This window comes from Lysinibacillus sp. NPDC093216, assembly GCF_050280325.1.
Classification (GTDB): Bacteria; Bacillota; Bacilli; order Bacillales_A; family Planococcaceae; genus Lysinibacillus.
Genome location: NZ_JBNNVB010000005.1, coordinates 217,825 through 239,554 on the forward strand (window position 1 = coordinate 217,825; position 21,730 = coordinate 239,554).

A 21,730-nucleotide genomic window follows, 5' to 3' on the forward strand; every position below is an offset into this window, starting at 1 on the left:
CTATAGGGTGCAAGTCCCGAACCCCGAAGACAGAAGTAGAGGTTAGCCAAGAGCAAGGGTGTCCGTGGCGAAGCGGAATCTGGAGGCAAAACACCGGTCCGAGGAACACGAATCTCATATAAGGCTAGGTATGATTGGATGAGTGTGCATAACAACACAAAGTCCATTCTGTCGAAGGTCATATCGAGTAAATGAGGCGGATAGATGGTGTGAAAGTGCATACGCTTACCCGGGGAGTTCTGATGGAAATGCAAAGTACACTTTGTAACCTACTTAGCGATAAGTAGCTGAACCATCAGAAGTCAGCAGAGGTCATAGTACCGTTTACATGGGAAGGACCGAACTATGAAGAAGTGTGGAATAAACTCGAATTTCACTTGTTCGATGAAGCAGACAATCCAAAGAAGGACTTACTTAGTGGAAGAAATGGTGAATCCCATAGGAGACACTAAGAGGGCTGAGAATACAAGTGGCAAGGAGAGACAGAAAAGCATAACGGACAGGGAGATACAAAATCGCTGTCCGTCAGACTTCATGGAACAAGTGACCCGTTTAAGGGAATTGGCAAAAGATGCCCAGTATTATCGAGTTGTAGTTGAAATCTTGTATACTACAGGCATACGAATTAGTGAATTATCTGCCATGAAAAAGGAAGACATTAACTGGTCCGAACGGTCAATTGTAATTACAAAAGGTAAACGTAAAAAGTCTCGAATTGTTCTTTTTACACGAGAATGTGGGGAACAACTATCCAGGTATCTAAAAGGGAGAGAAGACGATATGCCCAATGTATTCGTGAATACAACTGGAAAAGGACCAATCTGCCATAGGACTGTCCAAAAAAAATTAGCCGAGTATGGAGACCAGTTAGGTATGAAAATTACCCCCCACACATTGCGACATACCTTTGCATCTCATTTAGCTATGAAGGGAATGCTGCTCTCATGCATCCAGGTTCTCCTCGGCCATGAGGAAATGCAGCATACGCAACTATATGCAAGGCTCTATGATCATGCTCGTAAGGAAACCTATGATCAATTTATGTGAAAAAGGGAGAATATGATTGTTCACAAAATATAAATTAACGCAAATAATCCACTTCTCTAAACCACCCGAAACCCTTGATATATATAGGTTTCGGGTTTATTTCTTTTTCTAGGAAGTTAATGAAATGTACATTACTAATTAATATTAGTGATGTACATTTTTTTATACTGTAAAAGTTTTAGCAATGTCTGTAGTAATCCCCAAAGCATAAAACCTTCTATCCTGAGCACATTACATGTAGGAGGTGAAGATCCGTGGCCAATAGAAACACCAATGAAAACAACAAAAACAACAATAAAACAATGAATGTTAGAACGCATAATCCCTTTGATACCTACAAAAAAATAGACCTCGATAAATCAAATAGTAATAACAATAACCCGAATGACAATCTCAATGAAGAATTCGCTGCAGAATTTGATGCGAAAGCAAAAAATAAAGATAATAAAACGAACCATAAGAAAAATCAGCAGTCCAACAAAAACAAATAACCAAAGTATGGAGGCTTAAATAATGGCAAAGAAGAATAAAACGAGCTTTAAAAAGAAAAAGAAAGAAGATACACATAAAAGAAATGATCGTGAAGAATATTCAGCAGAATTTAATCAAGTAATTCATAACAATCCTCAACAACCAAAACAATCCAGTAAAAAATAACAAAAACTGCTCCTTAAGGTTGAGAATACTTAAGGAGCACTTATTTTTTGCAGTTTTGGCTACTTTATACCAAAAGAATATGAAAGGTTGATTAACTTGTGGAAATTTTGTGTGAAACTTGGCATTTTTCTTGTATTGTTTGCTGCATTCATAAACACCCCAACAATTACTTATGCTCAACAGGGGATACCAGCTCATGCTCAATGGGGAAAAGTAGCGATAAAAGAGACACATGCAAAGTACCCTCAAGCAAAAATCCTCGATTATTTGCATGAGGGAAGCGAGGTTGTTGAAGACTCCACTATTGAAAAATTTAAACTTTGGCTAAAACAAAGTGACAAGGAATTCGGTGTACATGTTCGAATCAAATATGTAACCAATACAAATAAAGTAGTGAAAATTGAATTCCAAGAAACCACTCCATAAAATACGAGGATGCCTACTTTCGGGCATCCTCATTCCGTTAGCTTTCTAGCTTTTTAATAAATTCTCGCATTAATCCAGGTAAATCTGGCCATGCATGACCACTAATTAAATTGCCGTCTGTGTGAAGATTAGTATCGATATACGTCGCTCCAGCTACTTGAACTTCGGGCTTGCATGCAATATAGGCTGTTAGTTCACGTCCTTTCAGAACTTCTGGAATGGTCGCGAAAATTTGAGCTGCGTGACATACAGCAGCGATTGGTTTATTTGTTTCAAAGAAATGGCTCACTAGTGCTGGAACATGTTCATTTAAACGAATGTACTCTGGCGCTCGTCCACCAGGAATGATGAGCCCGTCAAATTGTGCTGGATCTACTTCTGCAAAGGATGCGTGTGCTTCTAAGCCATATGCTGTACGCTCGATGTATGTATCGACACCATCAACAAAATCGTGCAATACAGTCTGTAATTTCTTCGCGGATGGTGCTGCAATCGTTACATCATAGCCAGCCTCAAGACAACGGTAATAAGGATAAAAAATTTCTAAAGCTTCAACTGCGTCTCCTGCAAGTATTAATACCTTTTTCCCCATGCTTCCATCTCCTTTTATTTGTAATCTATTAGCTTAATTCGACACTTTCAAAAAATTCCCTTCTGATATTTAGTACATCGGAGAGAATCGCTGATAATAATGAATCATACGACAGTCGGCTGGGGATCATTGCTCCTACAATGCACCTTCAAACAACTTGCTTTACAACGAAAAAAATGAAGAGTATAGTATTTATTTAGCTAGGTAAATAAATTAGGAGGTTGCTAACATGAATCCTATCTTTCATGCTTTATTCCAAAAAAGTCGTTATTTAACGAATTGTTTAAATGAAGTACTGAAACAGCATAACTTGTATAGCTCACAATGGGCTATTTTATATTGCTTACATAATCATGGGCCAATGACATTAACACAAATTTGGAAGTATTTAAACGTTGAGGCACCGAGTATAACTAGAGCAATTACTCGACTCGAGACTTTAGGTTGGGTGCTTAGAATTGAAGGTGAAGATAAACGTGAAAAAATCGTTACTTTATCACCATTTGCAGAGGAACATTTGCCTGCTATCACTAAAACCATCTTAGTTTTTGAGGAAGAAATGGTAGGGGCATTGACTGTCGAGGAACAACAGCAATTTATAATTTTATTGGAAAAAATGAAAGGTTGATAGACGTGCAGCAAGAGGGGAATACAAAAATATGGACGAAGCGGTTTATTAGTCTCTTTTTAACAAATATCTCGGTCTTTTTTGTTTTTTATGGATTGGTAACGACTTTGCCGCTATATGCGATTGGTGAGTTGCACCAGACAGACAAGGAAGCGGGATTGTTAATATCAGGATTTTTATTATCAGCCATTATCGTTCGTCCTTTTTCGGGTAAACTATTAGATGTTTTTGGGAAGAAAAAGCTTTTAGTTATTTCAATTATAGGATATTTTTTATGTACAGTTTTATATTTATTTATTCATCCTTTTGGACTTTTACTAGGACTACGTTTTATTCAAGGGATTTTCTTTAGTATTATTACAACAGCTGCTGGCTCTTTAGCTGCAGATATAGTGCCAGCCAATCGAAAAGGTACAGGTCTAGGCTATTTCGCAATGTCTACTAACTTAGCAGTAGTTATTGGACCATTTATCGGTTTGCTACTTATTCAATATAGTAGCTTCAATGTATTATTTATTGTGATGAGTATTTGTATATTAGCAGGGGGCATCCTAGCTGCAACGATAAAAACTGATGATTTATCCAAGCCTGAACATCAGGGTAAATTGACATTTAAATTTGATGATTTATTTGAACGTCGTGCACTTCCAGTTGCGGCGATTGCTAGTTTAGTAGCTTTTTCATATTCGAGTATTTTATCGTTTTTATCAGTCTACGCACAGCAAAAAGATTTAATGGCTGTAGCGAGTCTATTTTATGCAGTTTTTGCAGCAGCAATGCTTATTACACGTCCATATACAGGTAAACTTTATGATACAAAAGGGCCGCAGTTTGTTATTATACCTGGTATTATACTCTTTGCTATCGGTCTTGTTATGCTCGCATTTGTCTCAGGACCAGCATTATTTTTATTTGCAGCCATCTTTATTGGATTAGGCTATGGGGCAGTAACTACAAGCTTACAAGCATTAGCTATACAATCTACATCACATACACGCAGTGGTTATGCAACAGCAACGTTCTTTACGATGTTTGACCTTGGCATTGCGCTTGGCTCATACATTTTAGGAATGGTGGCCGTGCAAGCAGGCTATTCTTCTGTTTATCTAACTGGAGCAGGCTTGCTAGTTGTAGTCTTTATCATTTATTTACTACGTTTAGCAAAAATAAAATCGAAAAAAGTAGCACATGTATAAAGAAAAAACAGTTGGGGAATCCCAACTGTTTTTTTTATTCACTATATACGACCATATCCAGCAAAGTGTGTTTTCCAATAAGAGCTATTAATGTTAGCAATAGAAACACCACCGTCACTTGCGCTAATCATTTGACCATTTCCAATATAAATGCCTACATGTGAAATACCAGCTTTATATGTATTAGCGAAGAATACTAGATCACCTACTTGAGGTGAACATACTTTTTTAGCTGTACTGTAAAAACCTGCTGCAGACTTACGAGCTGTCGAAATACCAGCATTATTATATACGTAAGTGACGTAGCCTGAGCAATCAAAACCTGTACTCGGTTTACTTCCACCAAATGTATATTTTACGCCTAATTGTTTTTTAGCAACTTGCACTAGGTTAGTTGTTGGTTTAGGTGTAACTGTTGGTTTAGCTGCAGCTGTTGGTTTAGGTGTAGGTGTTGATATTGTTGCTGATGTGAGTGGGGTATTGAGGTTTAACTTTTGTCCAACGCGAATTGTCGTAGAAGATAAGTTATTCCATTTCATCAATGTTTGATAAGTAACACCATACTGATTGGCAATCTTCCATAAAGAATCACCAGATTTTACTGTATAAGTTGCCGCTGATGCTGTGTCAATTGTTGAAAAAAGTACAGATGAACTTAAAGCCAATGTAGCTAATTTCAATCCCCATCTATACTTTTTATTCTTTTTCATAATATGTATCCTCCTAATAACTTTAAAAACTTAATACATATATGATATTAACATTGTAATATTACAATAGTATGTCAATAAAATAACATTGAGGATACAAATTATACTAATAATAATTGGAAAATATATTGATTTATGGCTTATCATCAAAAATCAGGGGAGATATTTATATATATATGCCAAGTATGTAAGTTAATTGGATGAGGACTTGGCGATTCCTTATGAGCATGGCATATATTTTGTTTATATATGAAAATGAAGATGATAAAAATTAAAATATTGGGGGATATTAAGTATCTGAATGAAGTGAAAGGAGGAGACCGACTCTTGGTAAGACAAGAGGCAGTCCCTATAAATTAATTTTTTTCATTTTGAATCGCTTTACGTGCAAGTGCATCTGCTGCTTTGTTTTGCGTATCTGGAACCCATTTGATGAAAAATAAATCGAAGCTACTCACAAGTGTAAGTGCCTGCTCAAGATAAGGTTTAAATTCCTCATTTTTCACATATTCTTTTTCCATAGAGGCAACAACAATTTTTGAATCTGAGCGCACTGAGACTAGGTTTGAACCAAGCTTTCGTGCTTCCTCAAGACCGCGAACTAAGGCAGTAAACTCGGCAATGTGGTTATTAGTTTGCCCTATATACTCACTGATTTGTATATGATGGCCTTCTCCTTTAATAAATATCCCAATACCACTTGGGCCAGGATTACCTGCACTAGCAGCATCTATATATACTTCTAACATAAAATCCCTACTTTTTAATTTAGATTATACATTAATTGTACATCAATAGTGCTTTTTCACAATATCTTAGAATTATGCCTCGGCATAATCGCGTCCGGAATCGGCTTTGTCTTGCCTGCACGAGGGCCGACACGATGTCTGTCATTTCGGTAATGCCACAAGACGTGGCGTTTTTACCGATGCAGGTCAGTTAGCCGTTATCGCATGGATGCGATGGTTTTAGGCTAACATCCTCTAAGAACTCCTTTCCGATTCCGTGACATCCGCCAGAGGCTTTGGATCACCAGCTGAAAAGAAAAGTAGCTCAAATCGGCTTTTATCTCACTACCTATAGAGGTGGGGAACTTACTTACCTGTCGCTACAAAAGAGATTTGCTAAATGGTTAAACAAAATAGTTGCTTGTTCAAAATGTTCACTTCATAATAGTAAGAAGCGAAATTTGGACGTGAAAGGAGCGAGAGTTCAATTTGGATAAAGTGACGGTTATGAAAGATATTGATGAACTACATGACACGTATTGTGCTGATTGCTTGGTCATAAAGCAATTACGAAAAGATCGTGGTAAACCTGGAGCTCACCGTTTCTGTATTGAAGCCTGCACTGTAGGAGAGCGACTACAATTTCTCGGAGAAGAGCTCTTGAAGGTGTATAGTAAATAATGTTTTAAACCATTACAGAAATGTTTTACAACTATGGCAAAGTAATCATAGGAACTAAACAGACTATGTTTAAATAAAATAAAGCTTATTTCATATTGCTCAATAAATAATCATATTTACTAAATTCGATGCATAAATAACAATATGTTCGGAAATGATAGTATTGGTTGGTTACCATGGAAAAAGTTACCTTTATTGTTGGCTCATTGCCGATAATAAAGGTAGCTTTTTTCTATGTAAACTAAAATGCGCAACACACTCTAAAATTGCATAGAGTGTGTTGCGCTATTTTAAGCATTATTTAGTTGCAGCATAGCTACTTAAGTCTTGGTAGTATTTTGTGAGAGAGGAAGCTGAAATATCGAACGTCGCCGCAATTTCTTTTACAGTCAGTGATAACGGCTCGAATAGCTCTTTTTCTTGACCATATCGAATTGCGCCGGCAGCAATGGCCGCCTCTTTGCGCGCAGATGGTTGTCCTTCAATTAAATAGTCCTCTAAAAGCTCTAACATAGGAGCTGTTTCACGCTCATTTTGCTCAAGGAAATCTTTTACCTGTGTGATTACATTGCTCTCAAAGTTCGTGAACTCCTCGCCTTTATAACCGTTTGACACAAGTAATTCCCAGAAGGATAAATGCTCTTCTTTTAAGAATGCTCCAGCCTTTTTCTCAGAAGCCTCAAAATTTTTCTTGAATTGCTCAAATACTTTAGCATGATCTTCTGGGAAGAAGATAAGCGTTGATACAGCTAAATAATGCTCTGATTTTTTTGTACCATCTGGTAAGATGAATGCAAAGACATGCATACCTTCAGGGATTGGTTTGTCATTTTCACGACGAATATTAATCTCTTCATTTGTTAACACATGTGTAGCCTTGAAATATTTTTCTTCTACAACTGACACGGAACCAACAAATAGACGAGGTTGTGACCAGCCTTCTAACACATTTACCGTAGAAGGTCTTACCGTTTTTTTCTTTGTTTTCTTTAAGTAACCTTTCCAAATAGAGGGTTCTTGGTGGAAGAAGAAGTCGTCTAACGCGATCGCCTCAATCAGCTCTCTTTGTAGTACGCTCTCTAATTTAGGTTGCCATGTACCTACATGCTCTATATAGGCACGAACATCTTTACGTTCAGGATATTCTAAGTAAAATGTTTGTAGTACACGCTCTAATTCTTCGATTGCTACAGCTTCTACGGTAACCTGTTGTTTACCTTCACAACATTTTTTATATTTTTTGCCGCTACCGCATGGGCATGGATCATTACGTTTTACCATAATTAGAAACACTTCCTTTGAAAATTGTTAGTAGAATTTTGCTAAATAAATTGCATACAATTAATAATAACGGTACATTTGTACGAAGAAAAATGATTGTCTATTTAGAAATATCAAAAAACATAGAAGGACGACCTGATTCTAGTATATGTATGTATTTTCCTGCTTAGAACCTAAAAAAAAGAAAACCATCTACGCTTTAGAAATAGCGTAGATGGTTCTCGCTTTGTTTAGCCTTTGACAGCTTCCATTTCAGTCGTCAATCGTTCTAGTTCATCAATAAGTTGACCAATATAAACAATCGTATCTCGTAGCGGCTGGTCTGTTGTAACATCGACACCTGCCATTTGAGCTAGCTCTACAGGTGATTTCGTACCTCCTGCTTGAAGGACTGCTAGCCATTCATCTACAGCAGTCTTACCTTCTTTTAAGATACGCTTAGATACTTGTGTAGAAATTGTTAAGCCAGCGCTATATGTGTATGGATATAGGCCCATATAATAGTGCGGTTGACGCATCCAAGTAAGCTCTGCACCCTCAGTAATATCGACAGTGTCACCCCAGAAATCTTCTAATACAGAGCGTTTTAATTGATTTAAAACAGTAGCATTCACAGCTTCTCCAGCGTCGATTAATTCATATACTTTTCGTTGATAAGCTGCCTCAAGTAAATGTGTGACGAAGTTATGATAATACGTTTTGGATACAATATTTGAAATTACCCAACGTTTGAAGCGAAGATCATCGTTATGGGTTAATAAATAATTAGCTAGTAGCATTTCATTCATTGTTGATGGTGCCTCGATAAAGTATAACGAAGGACGACTGTTAAAATAAGATTGATTGGCATGTGCATTCACAAAATGCCCTGCGTGCCCAAGCTCATGAATTAAAGTAAATACCTCATTCATACGTTCATTCCAAGACATTAAAATATACGGATGACTACCATATGGACTTGAACAGAATGCCCCAGTCGATTTACCTTTGTTAGGTGCATAATCAATCCAGCGTTCGTTAAACGCCTTTTCGAGCATCTCTTTGTAATCTTCACCCAAAACGTCTAATGCTTTTTCAACATATTCTTTTGCTTCAGCCATTGTTAATTTCGGATCATAGTCTGAATCAAGGGCAATCTTTAAATCAGCAAATGTCATTTTTTCAATGCCGTTTGCTTGTTGAATAAGCTTTGCGTAGCGGCGCATATGCGGAGAAAGCTCTTTCGTAATCAGATCTATTTGACGATTATAAAGCGTACGATCAACATCTTGATCAAATAATAAATAGTCAATGACAGAATCAAAACCTCGTAAATCAGCCATAGTTTTTTCTTGTTGAATGTGAGTGTTATAAATTTTTGCAGTTGTGTGCTGATAATCGCGCAACTTATTCGAAAATGCTTGGAAAGCTGCACGGCGAACATTTGTATCAGCGTCAAACTCCCAATCATTTTCGTATAATACAAAACTAAGTGGATGTTTTTCGCCATTGGCCTCAAACTCTCCAAAATGCATATCTACAAGCTTTGTCGTATTATACGTTTCATATGGTGCATCAAAAGTAGAGCTAAATGCAGCTAGTGCTTTTTCTACCTCTGGATGTAGCTGATGAGGCTTTTGTTTTAATAATTCCTCTATATAGACTTTATATTTAGGGCTTAATGTAGCAGCTTCTTCTAAAATAGACTCATCTAGTGCTAGTAATTCACTGCGTACAAAAGAAATTGTACTACTTATTTTTCCGACTGCTGTACCATATTTTGCAGCACGCATTTGGGCTTCATTATCTGTATGATCAGCTTGATTATTTAAGCTTGCATAAGTACCAATAGGAACTATGCTTTCATATAGTGCTTCATAAGCTGTTAAAACATCAATTACCTTTTGAGCATCCGTAATTGTACCTTGATGCGTGCTTTCGAAATTTTTTGCATCTTCCACAAGCTTCGCTAGAGCAGGTTCAAAATCCGCGTCATTTTCAAGTAAAACTGTTAAATCCCATGTTTGTTCTACTGGTACATCTTTTCGTAATGGCAATACCTCCATTAATTAACACCCCTTTTTAGTAAGTGATTCCATTATAACGAAACTATTTCGGAAAGTGAAATAATTATAGAAAATAGTTTCAATGTTCTTAAAAATATAACAATAGAGTGGAAACTTTGTTCGTAATAGCTATAATAGATTTAAAGTTAAAGGGGGGATGTAGTTATAATGCAGCTAGTTTGGGAGAAACCAGATGTATATAAGCTTAGTCAAGTGAATCAAGATAATCTATGGAAGAAGTTAATTGCGGATTTGTTTGAAGATTTTTTGTTGTTCTTTTTGCCAGACTTACATGCAGAATTTGATTTTTCTAAGCAAGTGGAGTTTTTACAGCAAGAGCTTTTCAAAGAAATAATTGAACATCGTCAAGGGCGCAAGGTAGCTGATCAAATTGCGAAGGTTCATCTAAAGAGTGGGGCAGAGCAATGGATTCTTGTCCATACAGAGATACAAGCAGTAGATGAAGTGCATTTTGCGAAGCGAATGTTTGAGTATTTTTATCGTATCAGTGATCGTTATGGTAAGAAGATTGTGGCCATTGCAATCTTTACAGATACGAGTACCAAAAGCACGAATCAGTATCATGAAAGATATTATGGTACAGAAATAACTTATACATTTAACAAGTTTGTCGTGTCAGATTTTGATGAAGAAGAATTGAAAAAATCACCGAAGCTGTTTAGTAAAGCTTTACTAGCATCAATTTATTTAAATCAAACAAAAAACGAAATGAGCCATCGTAGTGCTTACAAAAGAGCATTACTAAGAGAAGTATGGTTATTAAGTAATGTTGAACGGACAGAGATACGTGCGCTTCTTTACTTCATTGATTATTTATTAAAGCTACCAAAATCTATGTCTGAGCAGCTTTTAAGAGATGTAAAAGACGAAATTAAAGGGGAGGAAGAAATTTTGCATCTAAATAAAGAAGGTTTACCGCCGACACTTGCTGGAGTTTTGGAATTAGAAAGACAGGAAGGAATTGAACAAGGAATTGAGCAAGCCATTAAACAAATAATCAGCGGTTTGATTGAAACGGGTGCTGACGATGAGTGGATTGCTGAAGTTTCAAAGCTTCCAGTGACAAAGATAAAAGCAATTCGTAAGGAACTGAAATAATTAAAAAGTATTAGATCTAGACACTATTGTTGAAAGACAAATGAAACTGCAAAAAATATGTTTAGTCAGCTTGGAAGAGATGTAAAAGACGAAATTAAAGGGGAGGAAGAAATTTTGCATCTAAATAAAGAAGGTTTACCGCCGACACTTGCTGGAGTTTTGGAATTAGAAAGACAGGAAGGAATTGAACAAGGAATTGAACAAGGAATTGAACAAATAATCAGGGGTTTGATTGAAACAGGTGCTGACGATGAATGGATTGCTGAAGTTTCAAAGCTTCCAGTGACAAAGATAAAAGCAATTCGTAAGGAACTGAAATAATTAAAAAGTATTAGATCTAGACACTATTGTTGAAAGACAAATGAAACTACAAAAAATATGTTTGGGTAGCTTGGAAGAGATATGAAAGGTAAAAGAGGGGGAGGAAGAGATTTTGCATCTATTTAAAGAAGATCTACCGCCGACACTTGCTGGAGTATTGGAATTAGTCAGGCGAGAAGGATTTGAGCAAGGTTTCAAAGAAGGTTTCAAGCAAGGATTTGAGCAAGGGAGGAAACAAATAATTACTGGTTTGATTGAAACAGGTGCTGACGATGAGTGGATTGCAAAAGTTTCAAAGCTTCCAATAACAAAGATAAAAGAAATTCGTAAGGAACTGAAGTAGTCAAATTGTATGATAATCTCTTATAGGTTTGTTGTGATTTTTAAACGTCCAATTAATGTAATCCATCTGTTTTTTAGGGCTGGCTATGTAGTGGAAAATGTTTTGGTTTTGTATTTTTTGTATCTACAGATGACCTTAGAATTTTTTTCAATGAAAAAATGTGTGTATAGCAAGCATACTTTGCAACGCATACTAAAGGCTAGAACAACTGGCACATTGGAGGAGAAATAATGTCACAAAACTTAAACAAACAATTGAATAAACTTGTCGCTACATGGTCTGTACTTTATACGAAATTGCACAATTATCATTGGTATGTAACGGGGAATGCTTTCTTTACACTACATGTAAAATTTGAAGAATTATATAATGAAACAACGTTAAATCTAGATGAAATTGCAGAACGTATTCTTTCGAAAGATGGAAAACCAGTTGCTACGTTAAAAGAACATCTTGAGCTGTCCTTTGTAGAGGAAGCAAAAGGGAATGAGACGACAGAGGAAATGGTGGCTACAACCATTGCCGATTTCCAAACACTTATGAAAGCTTTAAATTCAACAATGGAGCTTGCGGCAGAAGAAGGGGACGATCGAACAGAGGATATACTAAATGCTATGTATCAGTCCCTAGAAAAGCATACATGGATGCTGAAAGCCTTCCTCGGACATTAATAACCACAAGTAAATGATAGGCGATGGGACTTCTTAATTCGCACCCATTGCCTATTTTTTGACATTTCGTGAAAAATTAAGACCATTGTTTCAAAAGGTGAAGATGTATCACAAAGATATTACAAATATTACAGTTCGTTAAAAGAATAGGTAATAAGGTTTTTTTCTTGAATAGGAAGGGTAGATACCAAGTAAGCCATACAAATTAGGAGGAATTGAGCATGATAAATGAACAAAACCAAAAAATTGAAGTGGCCCATACAAGGGAAGAAATGCTTCATATTTTAGAAAGTATGCAATTAGATGCATATCAAATAGAGGATATTTACGTTATTGCAAAGGATCCAAGTAAATTTGAAGGTGTGAAATGGGATGCTAATGTTAAAACACATGAGGTTGGGAATTGGGTTGATCAAATTAAGTCTTGGTTTACCGGTGAATCGGCTGTAAAAGAAGGATTTAAGCGATTTGATCTTACGGAAGGTCAAACAGCTTACTATGCTCATCTCGTTGAACAGGGTGTCATCGTATTATTTGCTGAGCATTCAACTAAACGTATGACGGCGTAATATATCGAAATTCGTTTTGATTCACGTGTCTAGAGTTAAATATATAATAAACAGAGTGAGTGCATATGCATCACTCTGTTTATTTTTATAGTAGGATTAATTTATAGCTTTTTCATGTTCATGTTTTTTAATAAAGCGTAATATATGGAGATGCTCCAATTGAGCAACAAGATTACCAATTAGAATAAAGCTACCGCCAATTACTATTTTTACCGTTATTCCTTCACCGATAAACATCATGGCAAACAGCGCTGCGAAAATTGGCTCTAAGGAAAATATTAGTCCTGTATGTGTAGCAGAGGTGAACTGTTGTGCAACAGTTTGACCTACGAAGCAAAATGCACTACAAATGACACCAAGTCCTATAATAGCAATCCAAGAAGTCGTTGTATTTGGAAGTGTTGGTGTTTCGAAAATGAATGTTAATACAAGTGCATAAAGTCCTGCAAAACCAAGCTGGTAAATGCCATAAGAAATTGATTCAACGCTCCGTGTAAATGAACTGTTTAACAGTAAATAAAACGAATAACATAGTGCAGCGATGGCTATTAAAATATCCCCTTTTTGAAAGGTAAATGAACCATGTGCCGTTAAAACTGTAATCCCAATCATTGTGCAAATAATCGCAAAGCTAACTGCTCTTGAAGGTAATTTCTTTTCAATAAAACTGCTGAAAATAGGCACTAAGATAACTGTTAGACTTAAAATAAAACCAGCATTTGATACCGATGTAGTTTCTAGTCCGAATAAACTTAGAACGAACACAATGAATAATAGAAACCCTTGTATAGCTGCATATTTTAATGTTTTAACATCGACTTTAATCATACGTTTATAAAAGATAATACCAGCTACGAAAAATGCGATGATACAACGCAATGCCACCACATTATAAACAGCCAATGTTTCAAGCCCCATTACCATAAAAGTATAAGATAAGCCCCAGAACATTGTCACTATAACCATCAATAAATTTGCTTTTCCTTGGATACTCATTATGCTCACCTACAATCTGTGTACTAAAACAGTTTTTATACTAAAATTTACTATATATCTTGTGTTGTGATTAGTAAAACGAATGTTTATAATGGTTAGTATTAAAAAAATTCATGTATATAGAGGACAAGGCGATGAGTTTAGTCAAATATGAGATTTTGAATAAAGTGGCTGAGGTAGCTAGCTTTACAAAAGCAGCGGAAGCATTGGGATTAACCCAATCTGCTGTAAGTCATGCTGTTTCAAGCTTAGAAAAGGATTTCGGCTTTGCGCTCATTCACAGAAGTCGAGCAGGTGTCACGTTAACAAGTGAAGGTAATGTAATGCTAAGAGCAATGAGACATGTCCTCGATGCACAAGAACTGTTACAGCAAGAAGCTGCACATATACTTGGCGTTACTCGAGGGAAAGTGAGAATTGGTGTAATTTCAAGTATTTCTTCAAACTGGATGCCGGAAATTGTTCGTATTATGGACAATCAATTTCCTGGTATCCAAGTCGAATTGCGCGAGGGAGATTATTATGAAATTGAACAATGGCTATTGAGTGGAGAGGTTGATGCGGGATTTTTAAATGGTCAAAAATCTAAGCAGTTTCAGTTTACCGAACTTCAGCAGGATCCATTGCTGTGTATTGTCTCCGATAAAAGTCCACTTTATAATAAAGCCGAAATTGATATTGTTGAACTAGAAGACATGCCATTTATCATGACTTCATATAAAGGCACTAATGATGTAAAAGAACTGTTAGAGCAATATCACGTAAAGCCAAATATTCGCTTTGAACTATCAGAAGAGGTAGGGATCATTTCGATGATTGCTCACCAGCTTGGAATTAGTATTTTACCGAAATTAGTGACGTATAACTTGCCTCCTACGATAAAAGCTATACCTTTAAAACAAGGTGGCTATCGCACAATAGGAATAGCTATGAAAAATCAGGCATCACCAGTGACCAAGAAATTTGCTGAGATATTAAGTTCCTGGTTAAAAGAGCAAAATATGAAATAGTATTAATTTAACTCCAACCTTATAAAAACAACATTGAAGCATAACATAGCATTACGTTAAAATAGTATTTGTATATTTATCTTCAGCAGATCTTTTTTGTACCGAAAGCGTAGCGACAGGTACAGAAGATTCCCACCTCTAAAGGTGGTGAGATGAATGCAATTTTGATTACTTTTTCAGTGTGTGTCCAAACACTTACTGAAATAGAGGAACTTAGCCTAAGAGAGCCACGTCCTGTGGCAATTTATCTGTGCGAAAGCGAAGCGTCAGCAACAACACACGACTGATTGACCAACATTACGCTGCTGATGCTGCGTTAGTACTACGCTTTCGCGCGAAAAACATGTTGGCCCAAAGCCTCCGGCGGATGTCACGGATTTTCAAAGGAATGAATATAAGGATGTTAGCCTAAAATCTTCGCATCCTGCGAAAACGGCTAACTGACCTGCATCGGTAAAAACGCCACGTCCTGTGGCATTACCGAAATGACCGACATCGTGTCGGCCCTCGTGCAGGCCTAGGCACAATTCAAAATCCGGTCGCATTGTTTATCTGTAGCGAAAGCAAAGCGACAGCTACAATTACGCCAAGGTGAAATTGATTAGAAAAAAGGTGAGTGTATGGGGACATTACGAGGTAAGACCGTACTCATTACAAGTGGGGGAACACTTGAAAAATGGGATCGTGTGCGTGGGCATACGAATTTATCGAAAGGGTCGATGGGCTGTTATTTAGCTGAAGCAGCACTAGAGGCTGGGGCAAACGTATTGTATATGCATGGTTATTTTGCACAGCTTCCTGAGAACAAAGATAAAATGCGTAACATTCGATTTGAAGGTATTGAAGATTTAGGTGAGAAAATTCGACATGCTGTTCAGGAAGAACAAGTAGATATCGTTATTATGGCAGCTGCAGGTTCTGATTGGCTCATTGACAAAGTGTATGATCAATCTGGGAATTTAATGGAGGAAGTAGGTAAAATGCCATCTGATGAGCCACCTATCATTCACTTTAAAAAGGCACCTAAAGTATTAGGTCAAATTAAAGGGTGGCAGCCAAAAGTTACATTAGTGGGCTTTAAACTTGAGGCAACAGATGACGAGGAATTTTTACTGTCCCGTGCACGCCTACGAATGGAATCGGCCAACGCTCAGTTTATGGTAGCAAATAGCTCACAGTCTTTATATGGTGGAGATGAGCCACACTGGATTGTACCGGCTAAAGGCGAACCGATAAAGGTTATGGGCAAGCAAAAGACAGCGAAAGCATTAATGGATCTTTTATAAAATGATTAAAACAAAAACTGTGTAGAGGCAAATTGATCTGCGCAGTTTTTATTTTTTCCCCCGTAAAGTCTATAGTGATACTTACTGGCATAACTATAGACATACTTCATATTCCTTTATTTCTTAGTAAACAACTAAGTTTTGTAATATTTATATTGACAATGGGTTTTCTGAATTATAGAATTATTTGCATGAAACGAAATACCGACAACTAGGCCTAAAAAGAAGCTTTGACAACAAATATTGTAGGTCAAATCCAACAGAGCTATCTAAGGGATAAGTGGGCTATGATTGATGAGTTGGCCTCAAAATATGTTAAAAGAAGGGGTGTATCGGATGACTCAACAGGTAAAGGTAGATGACAAAAAACTAGAGGCAATTGCAAAGGCGATTCAAAATTTGGAGTTTGGAGAAGTACACATTACGATTCAAGATGGTGTCATTGTGCAAATTAACAGACTTGAAAAGCAAAGATTTCCACAGAAAAAGTAAACTGTATAGAAGGCCACAAAAATTATTTCCTTCGTTTTATGTGGCCATTTTCGCAACAGCATAGGTTATTTTATAGAGTTAGCTATTTTAATTAATGTGTAAGGTGTATCGGTATTAGATATTTCTTATAAATACCGAGTAAATATTGCAAATTATTTATTTCGAAAACAAAAAAGTTAAATAGTTGGTTTTCAAAATAAATAGCTTTTGTACCATCTTGAAGAGTATATTCTTTACCTTTAAAGTTCAATTTGTCTTTGAAGTTTATTTTATTTTCTATTGATCGAATCTCAATTTTGTAAATATTTCCTTTTATTTCTTTATTAACAAACATAAGACTCAATGCATCATTCATATTATATTTTTTATCTTCGTAAAATTTCCCAAATTGATGTGTGAAGGAAATCGGTGGCATAATTTGGGGTAACTTTACCGCACATTTACAATGATTTTCAAATTCCTTAACGGACTCTTCTACGGATTTATATCCACCTTCAGCGAATTTTTCCTCAAAGGAAGGAGGAGGGTTTTCGAAATTTGCAGTTACCCATTCATTTGTAGAAAATAAAAAAATAATAGATATCATGAAAAGGATTTTTTTAAACATTTGTAATACACCTCATCTCTTACTTTTTCATCAATCAAACTTATTATTTCGATAAAGAGCGGAAAGATACGTCAAAAAAACAGGATGATTACGACCAATCATCCTGTTTTTTGCGTATATATTTTTGCCAAAGCCTAATCATAAAAACTATTTGGGATTTCACCAATATGTCTGCGATGGTAAAGTAAGGGTTCCTTCTGTGCATTCTCAATTTCTAGGACCTGCCCGATAAATATCGTATGATCTCCAGCATCGATTTGCTGAGATGTTTTGCATTGTAAAATGGCCGCAGTATCATGTAAAACCGGTAGACCTAAAGCTGAGTTTGACCATTTAGCCTGGGCGAAACGATCTGGGATTTTACTTGAAAATAGCGTACATAATTGTTCTTGATTGCTCGCTAAAATATTTACAGCAAACTTTTGAGCCACTGTAAAATATGGATGTAGCTGTGATTTTTTATCGAGCGACCATAAAATAAGGAGTGGATCTATGGAAACTGACGCAAAGGAATTGACAGTTAAGCCAATAGGTTCACCTATGTCATTACAAGCAGTGACAACCGTAACACCTGTTGGATAATTACCTAATGCTAGTTTAAAAGCAGCTACTTTGTCTGTCATTCTAATCACCTCTTCATTGATTTACGAAAATAAAAAATCTTTTTTGATGAACTACTAGCATTGAAATCCTTTTGTTGCCGGGCATTTTAAAAAAGATATCATAAAATATAGTAAGTTCTAATAATTATAATATTCTAAATTTTATTTTAAACCAACAAAACTAACAGGTAAAGTATATAATAGAGAAAAAAGGGGGTTCAGTCATGACTTTATATTTTGACCATCTAGTTCATCAAGTTCAATCACCAGAAAATACAAAGATTTTCTTAAATAAACGTAATATCCATACAGTTAACGGTGGTCAACATACAATGTGGGGGACATACAATACGTTAAGCTATTTTGGATTAAACTATATTGAGCAAATAGCAATTTATGATCGTAATTTATTTGAAAATGCAGTGAAATCACCTTATTCCTTACATTATACGTTTAAACGTGCTAACGAGCGCTATGGTTTTTCAAGAATTGCATTACGTACAAAAAATATTGAAGAAGAGGCACAACGTTTACGTTCACTTGGATTTGAAGTATATGGACCAGATGCTTGTAGTCGTACAAGACCAGATGGCTCTGTAGTAGAATGGAAGCTATTGCATTTTGGGAAGCCAGAGCAGGCAATTGATTTTCCATTTTTGATTGAGTGGACTGATACAGATGAGGAACGTATTGCACAATTAAAAGCAAATGGAGCCATTGATACGAATCAAACTATATCGATGGAATCTGTCCAATTTTATGTGAAAGATGTGCAAGCAACAGTGAATTTATGGAGGAAAGTATTACAACTACCAGAGCCTGAACAACAAGAACAGTTTATCTCCTTACATTTACCAAATATTCGCCTGGATTTTTATGACAAAGTCGCTGCAGCTACTATGACACTAGGTCATTTAAATGAAGGGGCGTTTGGGGTAACACTTATGGATACTGACAGAACGAAGGAAACGCTAGTTTTTCCCGGAGCTTTTTATTGGATCAATCGCTGAAGTTATAGTGTTTATAGCGATAGTACATTTAAGAGCATTTGAAAAAAGGAGCCGTTCATCCATCGAACAGCTCCTTTGAGTTTATACTTTTACAACATTTGACGCCTGTGGCCCTCGATTGCCTTCCACCACTTCAAATGATACCTTTTGACCTTCTTCAAGTGTACGGAAGCCTTCCTCTTGGATTCCCGTAAAATGTACAAATACATCTTCTCCATCATCACATTCTATAAAGCCATAACCTTTTTCATTATTGAACCACTTTACGATTCCCTGTTGCATAAGCATTCGCCTCCCATGCGCTTGAATGTAGAATAAAATCAATTAAGTCGTGACATAAATTGTGAAAATGTGAAAAAATGCATTTTCATTTAGAACATACATGAATTGAGCAATGTTGTCAATTGATTGTCGAAATACTTGAATAACTTACTATGATTTTTTTTACAATAAAGTCTATAATGGAATTAACTTCTTTCAGCAAGAAGTTAAGGCCTCCGGCGGATGTCACAGAATCGGAAAGGAATTCTTTGTGTACGCACAAAGCCGATTCCGGACGCAATTATGCCGAGGCATAATTGATCGACATAGAAAGTAGGATGCCAAATGACAACGAAAAAACAACCTCTAACAGATCTAGAAATCGCGAATCAAGCGGTTATGCAACCTATTACTCAAATAGCGAAAGCTGCAGGTATTCCAGAGGATGCACTTGAACAGTATGGTCGCTACAAAGCAAAAATTGATCCATTAAAAATAACAGCACATGGTGAGGATGCAAAGGTTGTATTGGTAACAGCTATTAGTCCAACTCCAGCGGGTGAAGGGAAATCAACTGTAACGGTTGGGCTTGCTGATGCACTTCATCAATTAAATAAAAATGTTGTTGTTGCTTTACGTGAGCCATCACTCGGCCCTGTAATGGGTGTAAAAGGTGGAGCAACAGGTGGTGGATATGCACAGGTTGTGCCGATGGAAGATATTAACTTGCATTTCACTGGTGACCTTCACGCGATTACGACTGCGAATAATGCATTATCAGCCTTTATTGATAATCATATCCATCAAGGAAATGCTTTAAACATTGACCCTCGCCGTATAATTTGGAAGCGTGTAATGGATTTAAATGATCGCGCCCTTCGTAAAGTTGTTGTGGGTCTCGGTGGTCCTGTTCAAGGGATGCCACGTGAGGACGGCTTTGACATTACAGTTGCATCAGAAATAATGGCAGTTTTCTGTTTAGCTACAAGTATTGAAGATTTACGTGAACGTTTAGCAAGTATCGTAATCGGTTATACATTTGACCGTGAGCCTGTATTCGTGCGTGATCTTCAAGTGGAAGGGGCATTAACATTATTATTAAAAGATGCCTTCAAACCAAACTTAGTGCAAACGCTTGAGGGGACACCTGCCATTATTCACGGTGGACCATTTGCCAACATCGCACACGGCTGTAACTCGATTATGGCGACACAAACAGCTCGTAAGCTGGCAGATATCGTTGTGACAGAAGCGGGCTTTGGTTCAGATTTAGGCGCTGAAAAATTTATGAATATTAAAGCGCGTAAAGCAGGCTTTAAACCAAGTGCAGTTGTAATCGTAGCTACAATTCGTGCATTAAAAATGCATGGCGGTGTAGCGAAAACGTCACTAGTTGGAGAAAACGTTGATGCCCTTTTACAAGGAATCGAAAATTTAGCCAAACATGTTGAGACGATTCGTACATTTGGCGTTGAGCCGATTATTGCTTTAAATCGTTTTATTACGGACACAGAGGCTGAGTTAGAAGCAGTCCTGAATTGGTGTCAAGAAAATCATGTTCGTATCGCACGTACTAATGTCTGGGAGGAAGGCGGAAAGGGTGGTCTAGGCTTAGCTGAACAAGTGCTAGCTGTTCTTGATGAAGAAAACAATTTTTCTCCATTATATGACATAACAGAATCTATTGAGGAAAAAGTACGTACAATTGTGCAAAAAGTTTATGGTGGGAAAGATGTGCAATTTACCGATCAAGCGAAAAAACAAATTGCCCAAATTGAAAAATTCGGTTGGGATTCACTACCGATTTGTATGGCGAAAACGCAATATTCTTTATCAGACCAACCAAGTCTTTTAGGACGTCCAGAAGGCTTTACAATCACTATTCGCGAAGTCATTCCTAAACTTGGTGCTGGCTTCCTAGTTTGCTTAACTGGGGATATTATGACAATGCCAGGTTTACCAAAAGCACCAGCCGCTTTGCGTATGAATGTTGATAATGAAGGACATGCGGTAGGGTTGTTCTAGAGTAAGAAGTACAAAAGAATATATAAATGCAAAAGCTGTTCCTTTAAGTTATAAAGGGCAGCTTTTTTAACTTTTGTTATCGGATGTAACTGAACAATGCCGTAGCATATTAGTTATTGTGAAAAAAGGGGAAGAAAATTAATAGCCCCTATATTCACGAAGGAGAAAACTGGATAACCATAAAAAAATTGCAATTCGAATGATTAAATACATTGTATATTCAAAAAAAGAAAGTTTTCTTTCACGCTTTAGATTTTTTAAAAGTCTTACAGAAAAAATTGAACATAAGAGAAGGAATGCTATAGATATTTGATATATGTTTTCTAACAGGTTTACATTTTCTAATAGGCTTTTCAGCAAGATCATCCTTTCATACTAGAACGTATGAGTTGTCTTGTTTTAGTATGCTGATACTTTAGTTGATTAC

The 21,730-nt window shown here is 36.6% G+C and carries 27 protein-coding genes; 17 read left to right on the forward strand and 10 right to left on the reverse strand.

Annotated features, from left to right (window positions below):
* Window positions 1-426 precede the first annotated feature (426 nt).
* The 4 genes from ACQKOG_RS08705 (at window position 427) to ACQKOG_RS08720 (ending at window position 2,130) form a co-directional block, all read left to right on the forward strand.
* Window positions 427-1,047, forward strand: coding sequence for a tyrosine-type recombinase/integrase (locus tag ACQKOG_RS08705; protein ID WP_427446040.1), 621 nt, complete (start codon window positions 427-429; stop codon window positions 1,045-1,047).
* Window positions 1,048-1,301: 254 nt separating this feature from the next.
* On the forward strand, window positions 1,302-1,538 hold the full coding sequence (locus tag ACQKOG_RS08710; RefSeq protein WP_402868978.1) for a hypothetical protein: 237 nt from the start codon (window positions 1,302-1,304) through the stop codon (window positions 1,536-1,538).
* Window positions 1,539-1,560: 22 nt separating this feature from the next.
* On the forward strand, window positions 1,561-1,704 hold the full coding sequence (locus ACQKOG_RS08715) for a hypothetical protein (protein WP_323656514.1): 144 nt from the start codon (window positions 1,561-1,563) through the stop codon (window positions 1,702-1,704).
* Window positions 1,705-1,800: 96 nt separating this feature from the next.
* Window positions 1,801-2,130 carry a DUF3889 domain-containing protein gene (locus ACQKOG_RS08720; protein ID WP_370077400.1) on the forward strand — a complete coding sequence of 110 codons (330 nt, stop codon included), beginning with the start codon at window positions 1,801-1,803 and terminating at the stop codon, window positions 2,128-2,130.
* A 37-nt stretch (window positions 2,131-2,167) separates the two neighbouring features.
* On the opposite strand, the gene ACQKOG_RS08725 is transcribed toward ACQKOG_RS08720, so the two are convergent.
* Complete coding sequence (locus ACQKOG_RS08725; RefSeq protein ID WP_370077401.1) at window positions 2,168-2,722, reverse strand: DJ-1/PfpI family protein; 555 nt, start codon at window positions 2,720-2,722, stop codon at window positions 2,168-2,170.
* Between the two features lie 229 nt (window positions 2,723-2,951).
* Here ACQKOG_RS08725 and ACQKOG_RS08730 point away from each other — a divergent pair, with 229 nt between their 5' ends.
* Together ACQKOG_RS08730 and ACQKOG_RS08735 are read left to right on the forward strand one after the other, a co-directional pair.
* The gene (locus ACQKOG_RS08730) at window positions 2,952-3,350 is read left to right on the forward strand and encodes a MarR family winged helix-turn-helix transcriptional regulator (protein WP_370077402.1); all 399 of its coding nucleotides are present in this window, start codon (window positions 2,952-2,954) and stop codon (window positions 3,348-3,350) included.
* Window positions 3,350-4,546 carry an MFS transporter gene (locus ACQKOG_RS08735; protein WP_415730427.1) on the forward strand — a complete coding sequence of 399 codons (1,197 nt, stop codon included), beginning with the start codon at window positions 3,350-3,352 and terminating at the stop codon, window positions 4,544-4,546. Before ACQKOG_RS08730 ends, ACQKOG_RS08735 begins: the two co-directional genes overlap by 1 nt.
* Before the next feature lie 41 nt (window positions 4,547-4,587).
* Here the strand turns inward: ACQKOG_RS08735 and ACQKOG_RS08740 are convergent, their stop codons facing one another.
* The gene (locus tag ACQKOG_RS08740; protein WP_427446002.1) at window positions 4,588-5,256 is read right to left on the reverse strand and encodes an NlpC/P60 family protein; all 669 of its coding nucleotides are present in this window, start codon (window positions 5,254-5,256) and stop codon (window positions 4,588-4,590) included.
* Between the two features lie 356 nt (window positions 5,257-5,612).
* On the reverse strand, window positions 5,613-6,005 hold the full coding sequence (locus ACQKOG_RS08745) for a ribonuclease HI family protein (protein ID WP_427446004.1): 393 nt from the start codon (window positions 6,003-6,005) through the stop codon (window positions 5,613-5,615).
* 468 nt (window positions 6,006-6,473) lie between these two features.
* Here ACQKOG_RS08745 and ACQKOG_RS08750 point away from each other — a divergent pair, with 468 nt between their 5' ends.
* Entirely contained in the window at window positions 6,474-6,665 is a 192-nt protein-coding gene (locus ACQKOG_RS08750; RefSeq protein ID WP_132358910.1) for a zinc-finger domain-containing protein, read from the forward strand.
* Between the two features lie 297 nt (window positions 6,666-6,962).
* On the opposite strand, the gene ACQKOG_RS08755 is transcribed toward ACQKOG_RS08750, so the two are convergent.
* Window positions 6,963-7,946, reverse strand: coding sequence for an SEC-C domain-containing protein (locus ACQKOG_RS08755; protein WP_415730257.1), 984 nt, complete (start codon window positions 7,944-7,946; stop codon window positions 6,963-6,965).
* 230 nt (window positions 7,947-8,176) lie between these two features.
* Window positions 8,177-9,991, reverse strand: a complete 1,815-nt coding sequence (gene pepF / locus ACQKOG_RS08760) for an oligoendopeptidase F (RefSeq protein ID WP_427446007.1) — start codon at window positions 9,989-9,991, stop codon at window positions 8,177-8,179.
* Window positions 9,992-10,159: 168 nt separating this feature from the next.
* Between pepF and ACQKOG_RS08765 the strand changes: the two genes are divergently transcribed.
* The 5 genes from ACQKOG_RS08765 to ACQKOG_RS08785 all read left to right on the forward strand — a co-directional run bounded on the left by ACQKOG_RS08765 (window position 10,160) and on the right by ACQKOG_RS08785 (window position 13,014).
* Window positions 10,160-11,110, forward strand: coding sequence for a hypothetical protein (locus ACQKOG_RS08765; protein ID WP_427446009.1), 951 nt, complete (start codon window positions 10,160-10,162; stop codon window positions 11,108-11,110).
* A gap of 114 nt (window positions 11,111-11,224) precedes the next feature.
* Complete coding sequence (locus ACQKOG_RS08770; protein ID WP_427446011.1) at window positions 11,225-11,431, forward strand: hypothetical protein; 207 nt, start codon at window positions 11,225-11,227, stop codon at window positions 11,429-11,431.
* Between the two features lie 112 nt (window positions 11,432-11,543).
* A complete protein-coding gene (locus tag ACQKOG_RS08775) occupies window positions 11,544-11,774 on the forward strand; it encodes a hypothetical protein (RefSeq protein WP_427446013.1) in 231 nt (76 codons plus the stop codon).
* Between the two features lie 230 nt (window positions 11,775-12,004).
* Window positions 12,005-12,445, forward strand: coding sequence for a Dps family protein (locus tag ACQKOG_RS08780; protein WP_427446015.1), 441 nt, complete (start codon window positions 12,005-12,007; stop codon window positions 12,443-12,445).
* 221 nt (window positions 12,446-12,666) lie between these two features.
* On the forward strand, window positions 12,667-13,014 hold the full coding sequence (locus ACQKOG_RS08785) for a general stress protein (protein WP_427446017.1): 348 nt from the start codon (window positions 12,667-12,669) through the stop codon (window positions 13,012-13,014).
* A gap of 96 nt (window positions 13,015-13,110) precedes the next feature.
* On the opposite strand, the gene ACQKOG_RS08790 is transcribed toward ACQKOG_RS08785, so the two are convergent.
* Window positions 13,111-14,010, reverse strand: coding sequence for a DMT family transporter (locus tag ACQKOG_RS08790; RefSeq protein WP_427446019.1), 900 nt, complete (start codon window positions 14,008-14,010; stop codon window positions 13,111-13,113).
* 134 nt (window positions 14,011-14,144) lie between these two features.
* Here ACQKOG_RS08790 and ACQKOG_RS08795 point away from each other — a divergent pair, with 134 nt between their 5' ends.
* From ACQKOG_RS08795 to ACQKOG_RS08805, 3 genes are all read left to right on the forward strand, one after another.
* The gene (locus ACQKOG_RS08795; protein WP_427446021.1) at window positions 14,145-15,020 is read left to right on the forward strand and encodes a LysR family transcriptional regulator; all 876 of its coding nucleotides are present in this window, start codon (window positions 14,145-14,147) and stop codon (window positions 15,018-15,020) included.
* A gap of 620 nt (window positions 15,021-15,640) precedes the next feature.
* On the forward strand, window positions 15,641-16,306 hold the full coding sequence (locus tag ACQKOG_RS08800) for a phosphopantothenoylcysteine decarboxylase (RefSeq protein WP_370077413.1): 666 nt from the start codon (window positions 15,641-15,643) through the stop codon (window positions 16,304-16,306).
* Between the two features lie 336 nt (window positions 16,307-16,642).
* Window positions 16,643-16,798: a YezD family protein gene (locus ACQKOG_RS08805; protein WP_370077414.1), complete on the forward strand. Its 156-nt coding sequence runs from the start codon at window positions 16,643-16,645 to the stop codon at window positions 16,796-16,798.
* A gap of 91 nt (window positions 16,799-16,889) precedes the next feature.
* Here the strand turns inward: ACQKOG_RS08805 and ACQKOG_RS08810 are convergent, their stop codons facing one another.
* Entirely contained in the window at window positions 16,890-17,405 is a 516-nt protein-coding gene (locus ACQKOG_RS08810) for a carbon monoxide dehydrogenase (RefSeq protein WP_427446024.1), read from the reverse strand.
* 134 nt (window positions 17,406-17,539) lie between these two features.
* On the reverse strand, window positions 17,540-18,028 hold the full coding sequence (locus tag ACQKOG_RS08815) for a flavin reductase family protein (protein WP_370077416.1): 489 nt from the start codon (window positions 18,026-18,028) through the stop codon (window positions 17,540-17,542).
* Between the two features lie 203 nt (window positions 18,029-18,231).
* On the opposite strand from ACQKOG_RS08815, the gene ACQKOG_RS08820 reads away from it, so the two are divergent.
* Window positions 18,232-19,017, forward strand: a complete 786-nt coding sequence (locus ACQKOG_RS08820; protein WP_370077417.1) for a VOC family protein — start codon at window positions 18,232-18,234, stop codon at window positions 19,015-19,017.
* Between the two features lie 81 nt (window positions 19,018-19,098).
* On the opposite strand, the gene ACQKOG_RS08825 is transcribed toward ACQKOG_RS08820, so the two are convergent.
* Complete coding sequence (locus tag ACQKOG_RS08825; RefSeq protein WP_132358884.1) at window positions 19,099-19,299, reverse strand: cold-shock protein; 201 nt, start codon at window positions 19,297-19,299, stop codon at window positions 19,099-19,101.
* 324 nt (window positions 19,300-19,623) lie between these two features.
* Between ACQKOG_RS08825 and ACQKOG_RS08830 the strand changes: the two genes are divergently transcribed.
* Window positions 19,624-21,303, forward strand: coding sequence for a formate--tetrahydrofolate ligase (locus ACQKOG_RS08830; protein WP_402869002.1), 1,680 nt, complete (start codon window positions 19,624-19,626; stop codon window positions 21,301-21,303).
* Between the two features lie 138 nt (window positions 21,304-21,441).
* Here the strand turns inward: ACQKOG_RS08830 and ACQKOG_RS08835 are convergent, their stop codons facing one another.
* Window positions 21,442-21,663, reverse strand: coding sequence for a hypothetical protein (locus tag ACQKOG_RS08835; RefSeq protein WP_427446027.1), 222 nt, complete (start codon window positions 21,661-21,663; stop codon window positions 21,442-21,444).
* Between the last annotated feature and the right edge of the window lie 67 nt (window positions 21,664-21,730).

What these genes read in the sequence shown, in the direction of transcription:
- ACQKOG_RS08705 (WP_427446040.1), top strand. Translation starts at nt 427, where the DNA reads ATGGTGAATCCCATAGGAGACACTAAGAGGGCTGAGAATACAAGTGGC.
- ACQKOG_RS08715 (WP_323656514.1), top strand. Translation starts at nt 1,561, where the DNA reads ATGGCAAAGAAGAATAAAACGAGCTTTAAAAAGAAAAAGAAAGAAGAT.
- ACQKOG_RS08725 (WP_370077401.1), bottom strand. Translation starts at nt 2,722, where the DNA reads ATGGGGAAAAAGGTATTAATACTTGCAGGAGACGCAGTTGAAGCTTTA.
- ACQKOG_RS08730 (WP_370077402.1), top strand. Translation starts at nt 2,952, where the DNA reads ATGAATCCTATCTTTCATGCTTTATTCCAAAAAAGTCGTTATTTAACG.
- ACQKOG_RS08740 (WP_427446002.1), bottom strand. Translation starts at nt 5,256, where the DNA reads ATGAAAAAGAATAAAAAGTATAGATGGGGATTGAAATTAGCTACATTG.
- ACQKOG_RS08745 (WP_427446004.1), bottom strand. Translation starts at nt 6,005, where the DNA reads ATGTTAGAAGTATATATAGATGCTGCTAGTGCAGGTAATCCTGGCCCA.
- ACQKOG_RS08755 (WP_415730257.1), bottom strand. Translation starts at nt 7,946, where the DNA reads ATGGTAAAACGTAATGATCCATGCCCATGCGGTAGCGGCAAAAAATAT.
- pepF (WP_427446007.1), bottom strand. Translation starts at nt 9,991, where the DNA reads ATGGAGGTATTGCCATTACGAAAAGATGTACCAGTAGAACAAACATGG.
- ACQKOG_RS08765 (WP_427446009.1), top strand. Translation starts at nt 10,160, where the DNA reads ATGCAGCTAGTTTGGGAGAAACCAGATGTATATAAGCTTAGTCAAGTG.
- ACQKOG_RS08780 (WP_427446015.1), top strand. Translation starts at nt 12,005, where the DNA reads ATGTCACAAAACTTAAACAAACAATTGAATAAACTTGTCGCTACATGG.
- ACQKOG_RS08785 (WP_427446017.1), top strand. Translation starts at nt 12,667, where the DNA reads ATGATAAATGAACAAAACCAAAAAATTGAAGTGGCCCATACAAGGGAA.
- ACQKOG_RS08790 (WP_427446019.1), bottom strand. Translation starts at nt 14,010, where the DNA reads ATGAGTATCCAAGGAAAAGCAAATTTATTGATGGTTATAGTGACAATG.
- ACQKOG_RS08795 (WP_427446021.1), top strand. Translation starts at nt 14,145, where the DNA reads ATGAGTTTAGTCAAATATGAGATTTTGAATAAAGTGGCTGAGGTAGCT.
- ACQKOG_RS08800 (WP_370077413.1), top strand. Translation starts at nt 15,641, where the DNA reads ATGGGGACATTACGAGGTAAGACCGTACTCATTACAAGTGGGGGAACA.
- ACQKOG_RS08805 (WP_370077414.1), top strand. Translation starts at nt 16,643, where the DNA reads ATGACTCAACAGGTAAAGGTAGATGACAAAAAACTAGAGGCAATTGCA.
- ACQKOG_RS08810 (WP_427446024.1), bottom strand. Translation starts at nt 17,405, where the DNA reads ATGTTTAAAAAAATCCTTTTCATGATATCTATTATTTTTTTATTTTCT.
- ACQKOG_RS08815 (WP_370077416.1), bottom strand. Translation starts at nt 18,028, where the DNA reads ATGACAGACAAAGTAGCTGCTTTTAAACTAGCATTAGGTAATTATCCA.
- ACQKOG_RS08820 (WP_370077417.1), top strand. Translation starts at nt 18,232, where the DNA reads ATGACTTTATATTTTGACCATCTAGTTCATCAAGTTCAATCACCAGAA.
- ACQKOG_RS08825 (WP_132358884.1), bottom strand. Translation starts at nt 19,299, where the DNA reads ATGCAACAGGGAATCGTAAAGTGGTTCAATAATGAAAAAGGTTATGGC.
- ACQKOG_RS08830 (WP_402869002.1), top strand. Translation starts at nt 19,624, where the DNA reads ATGACAACGAAAAAACAACCTCTAACAGATCTAGAAATCGCGAATCAA.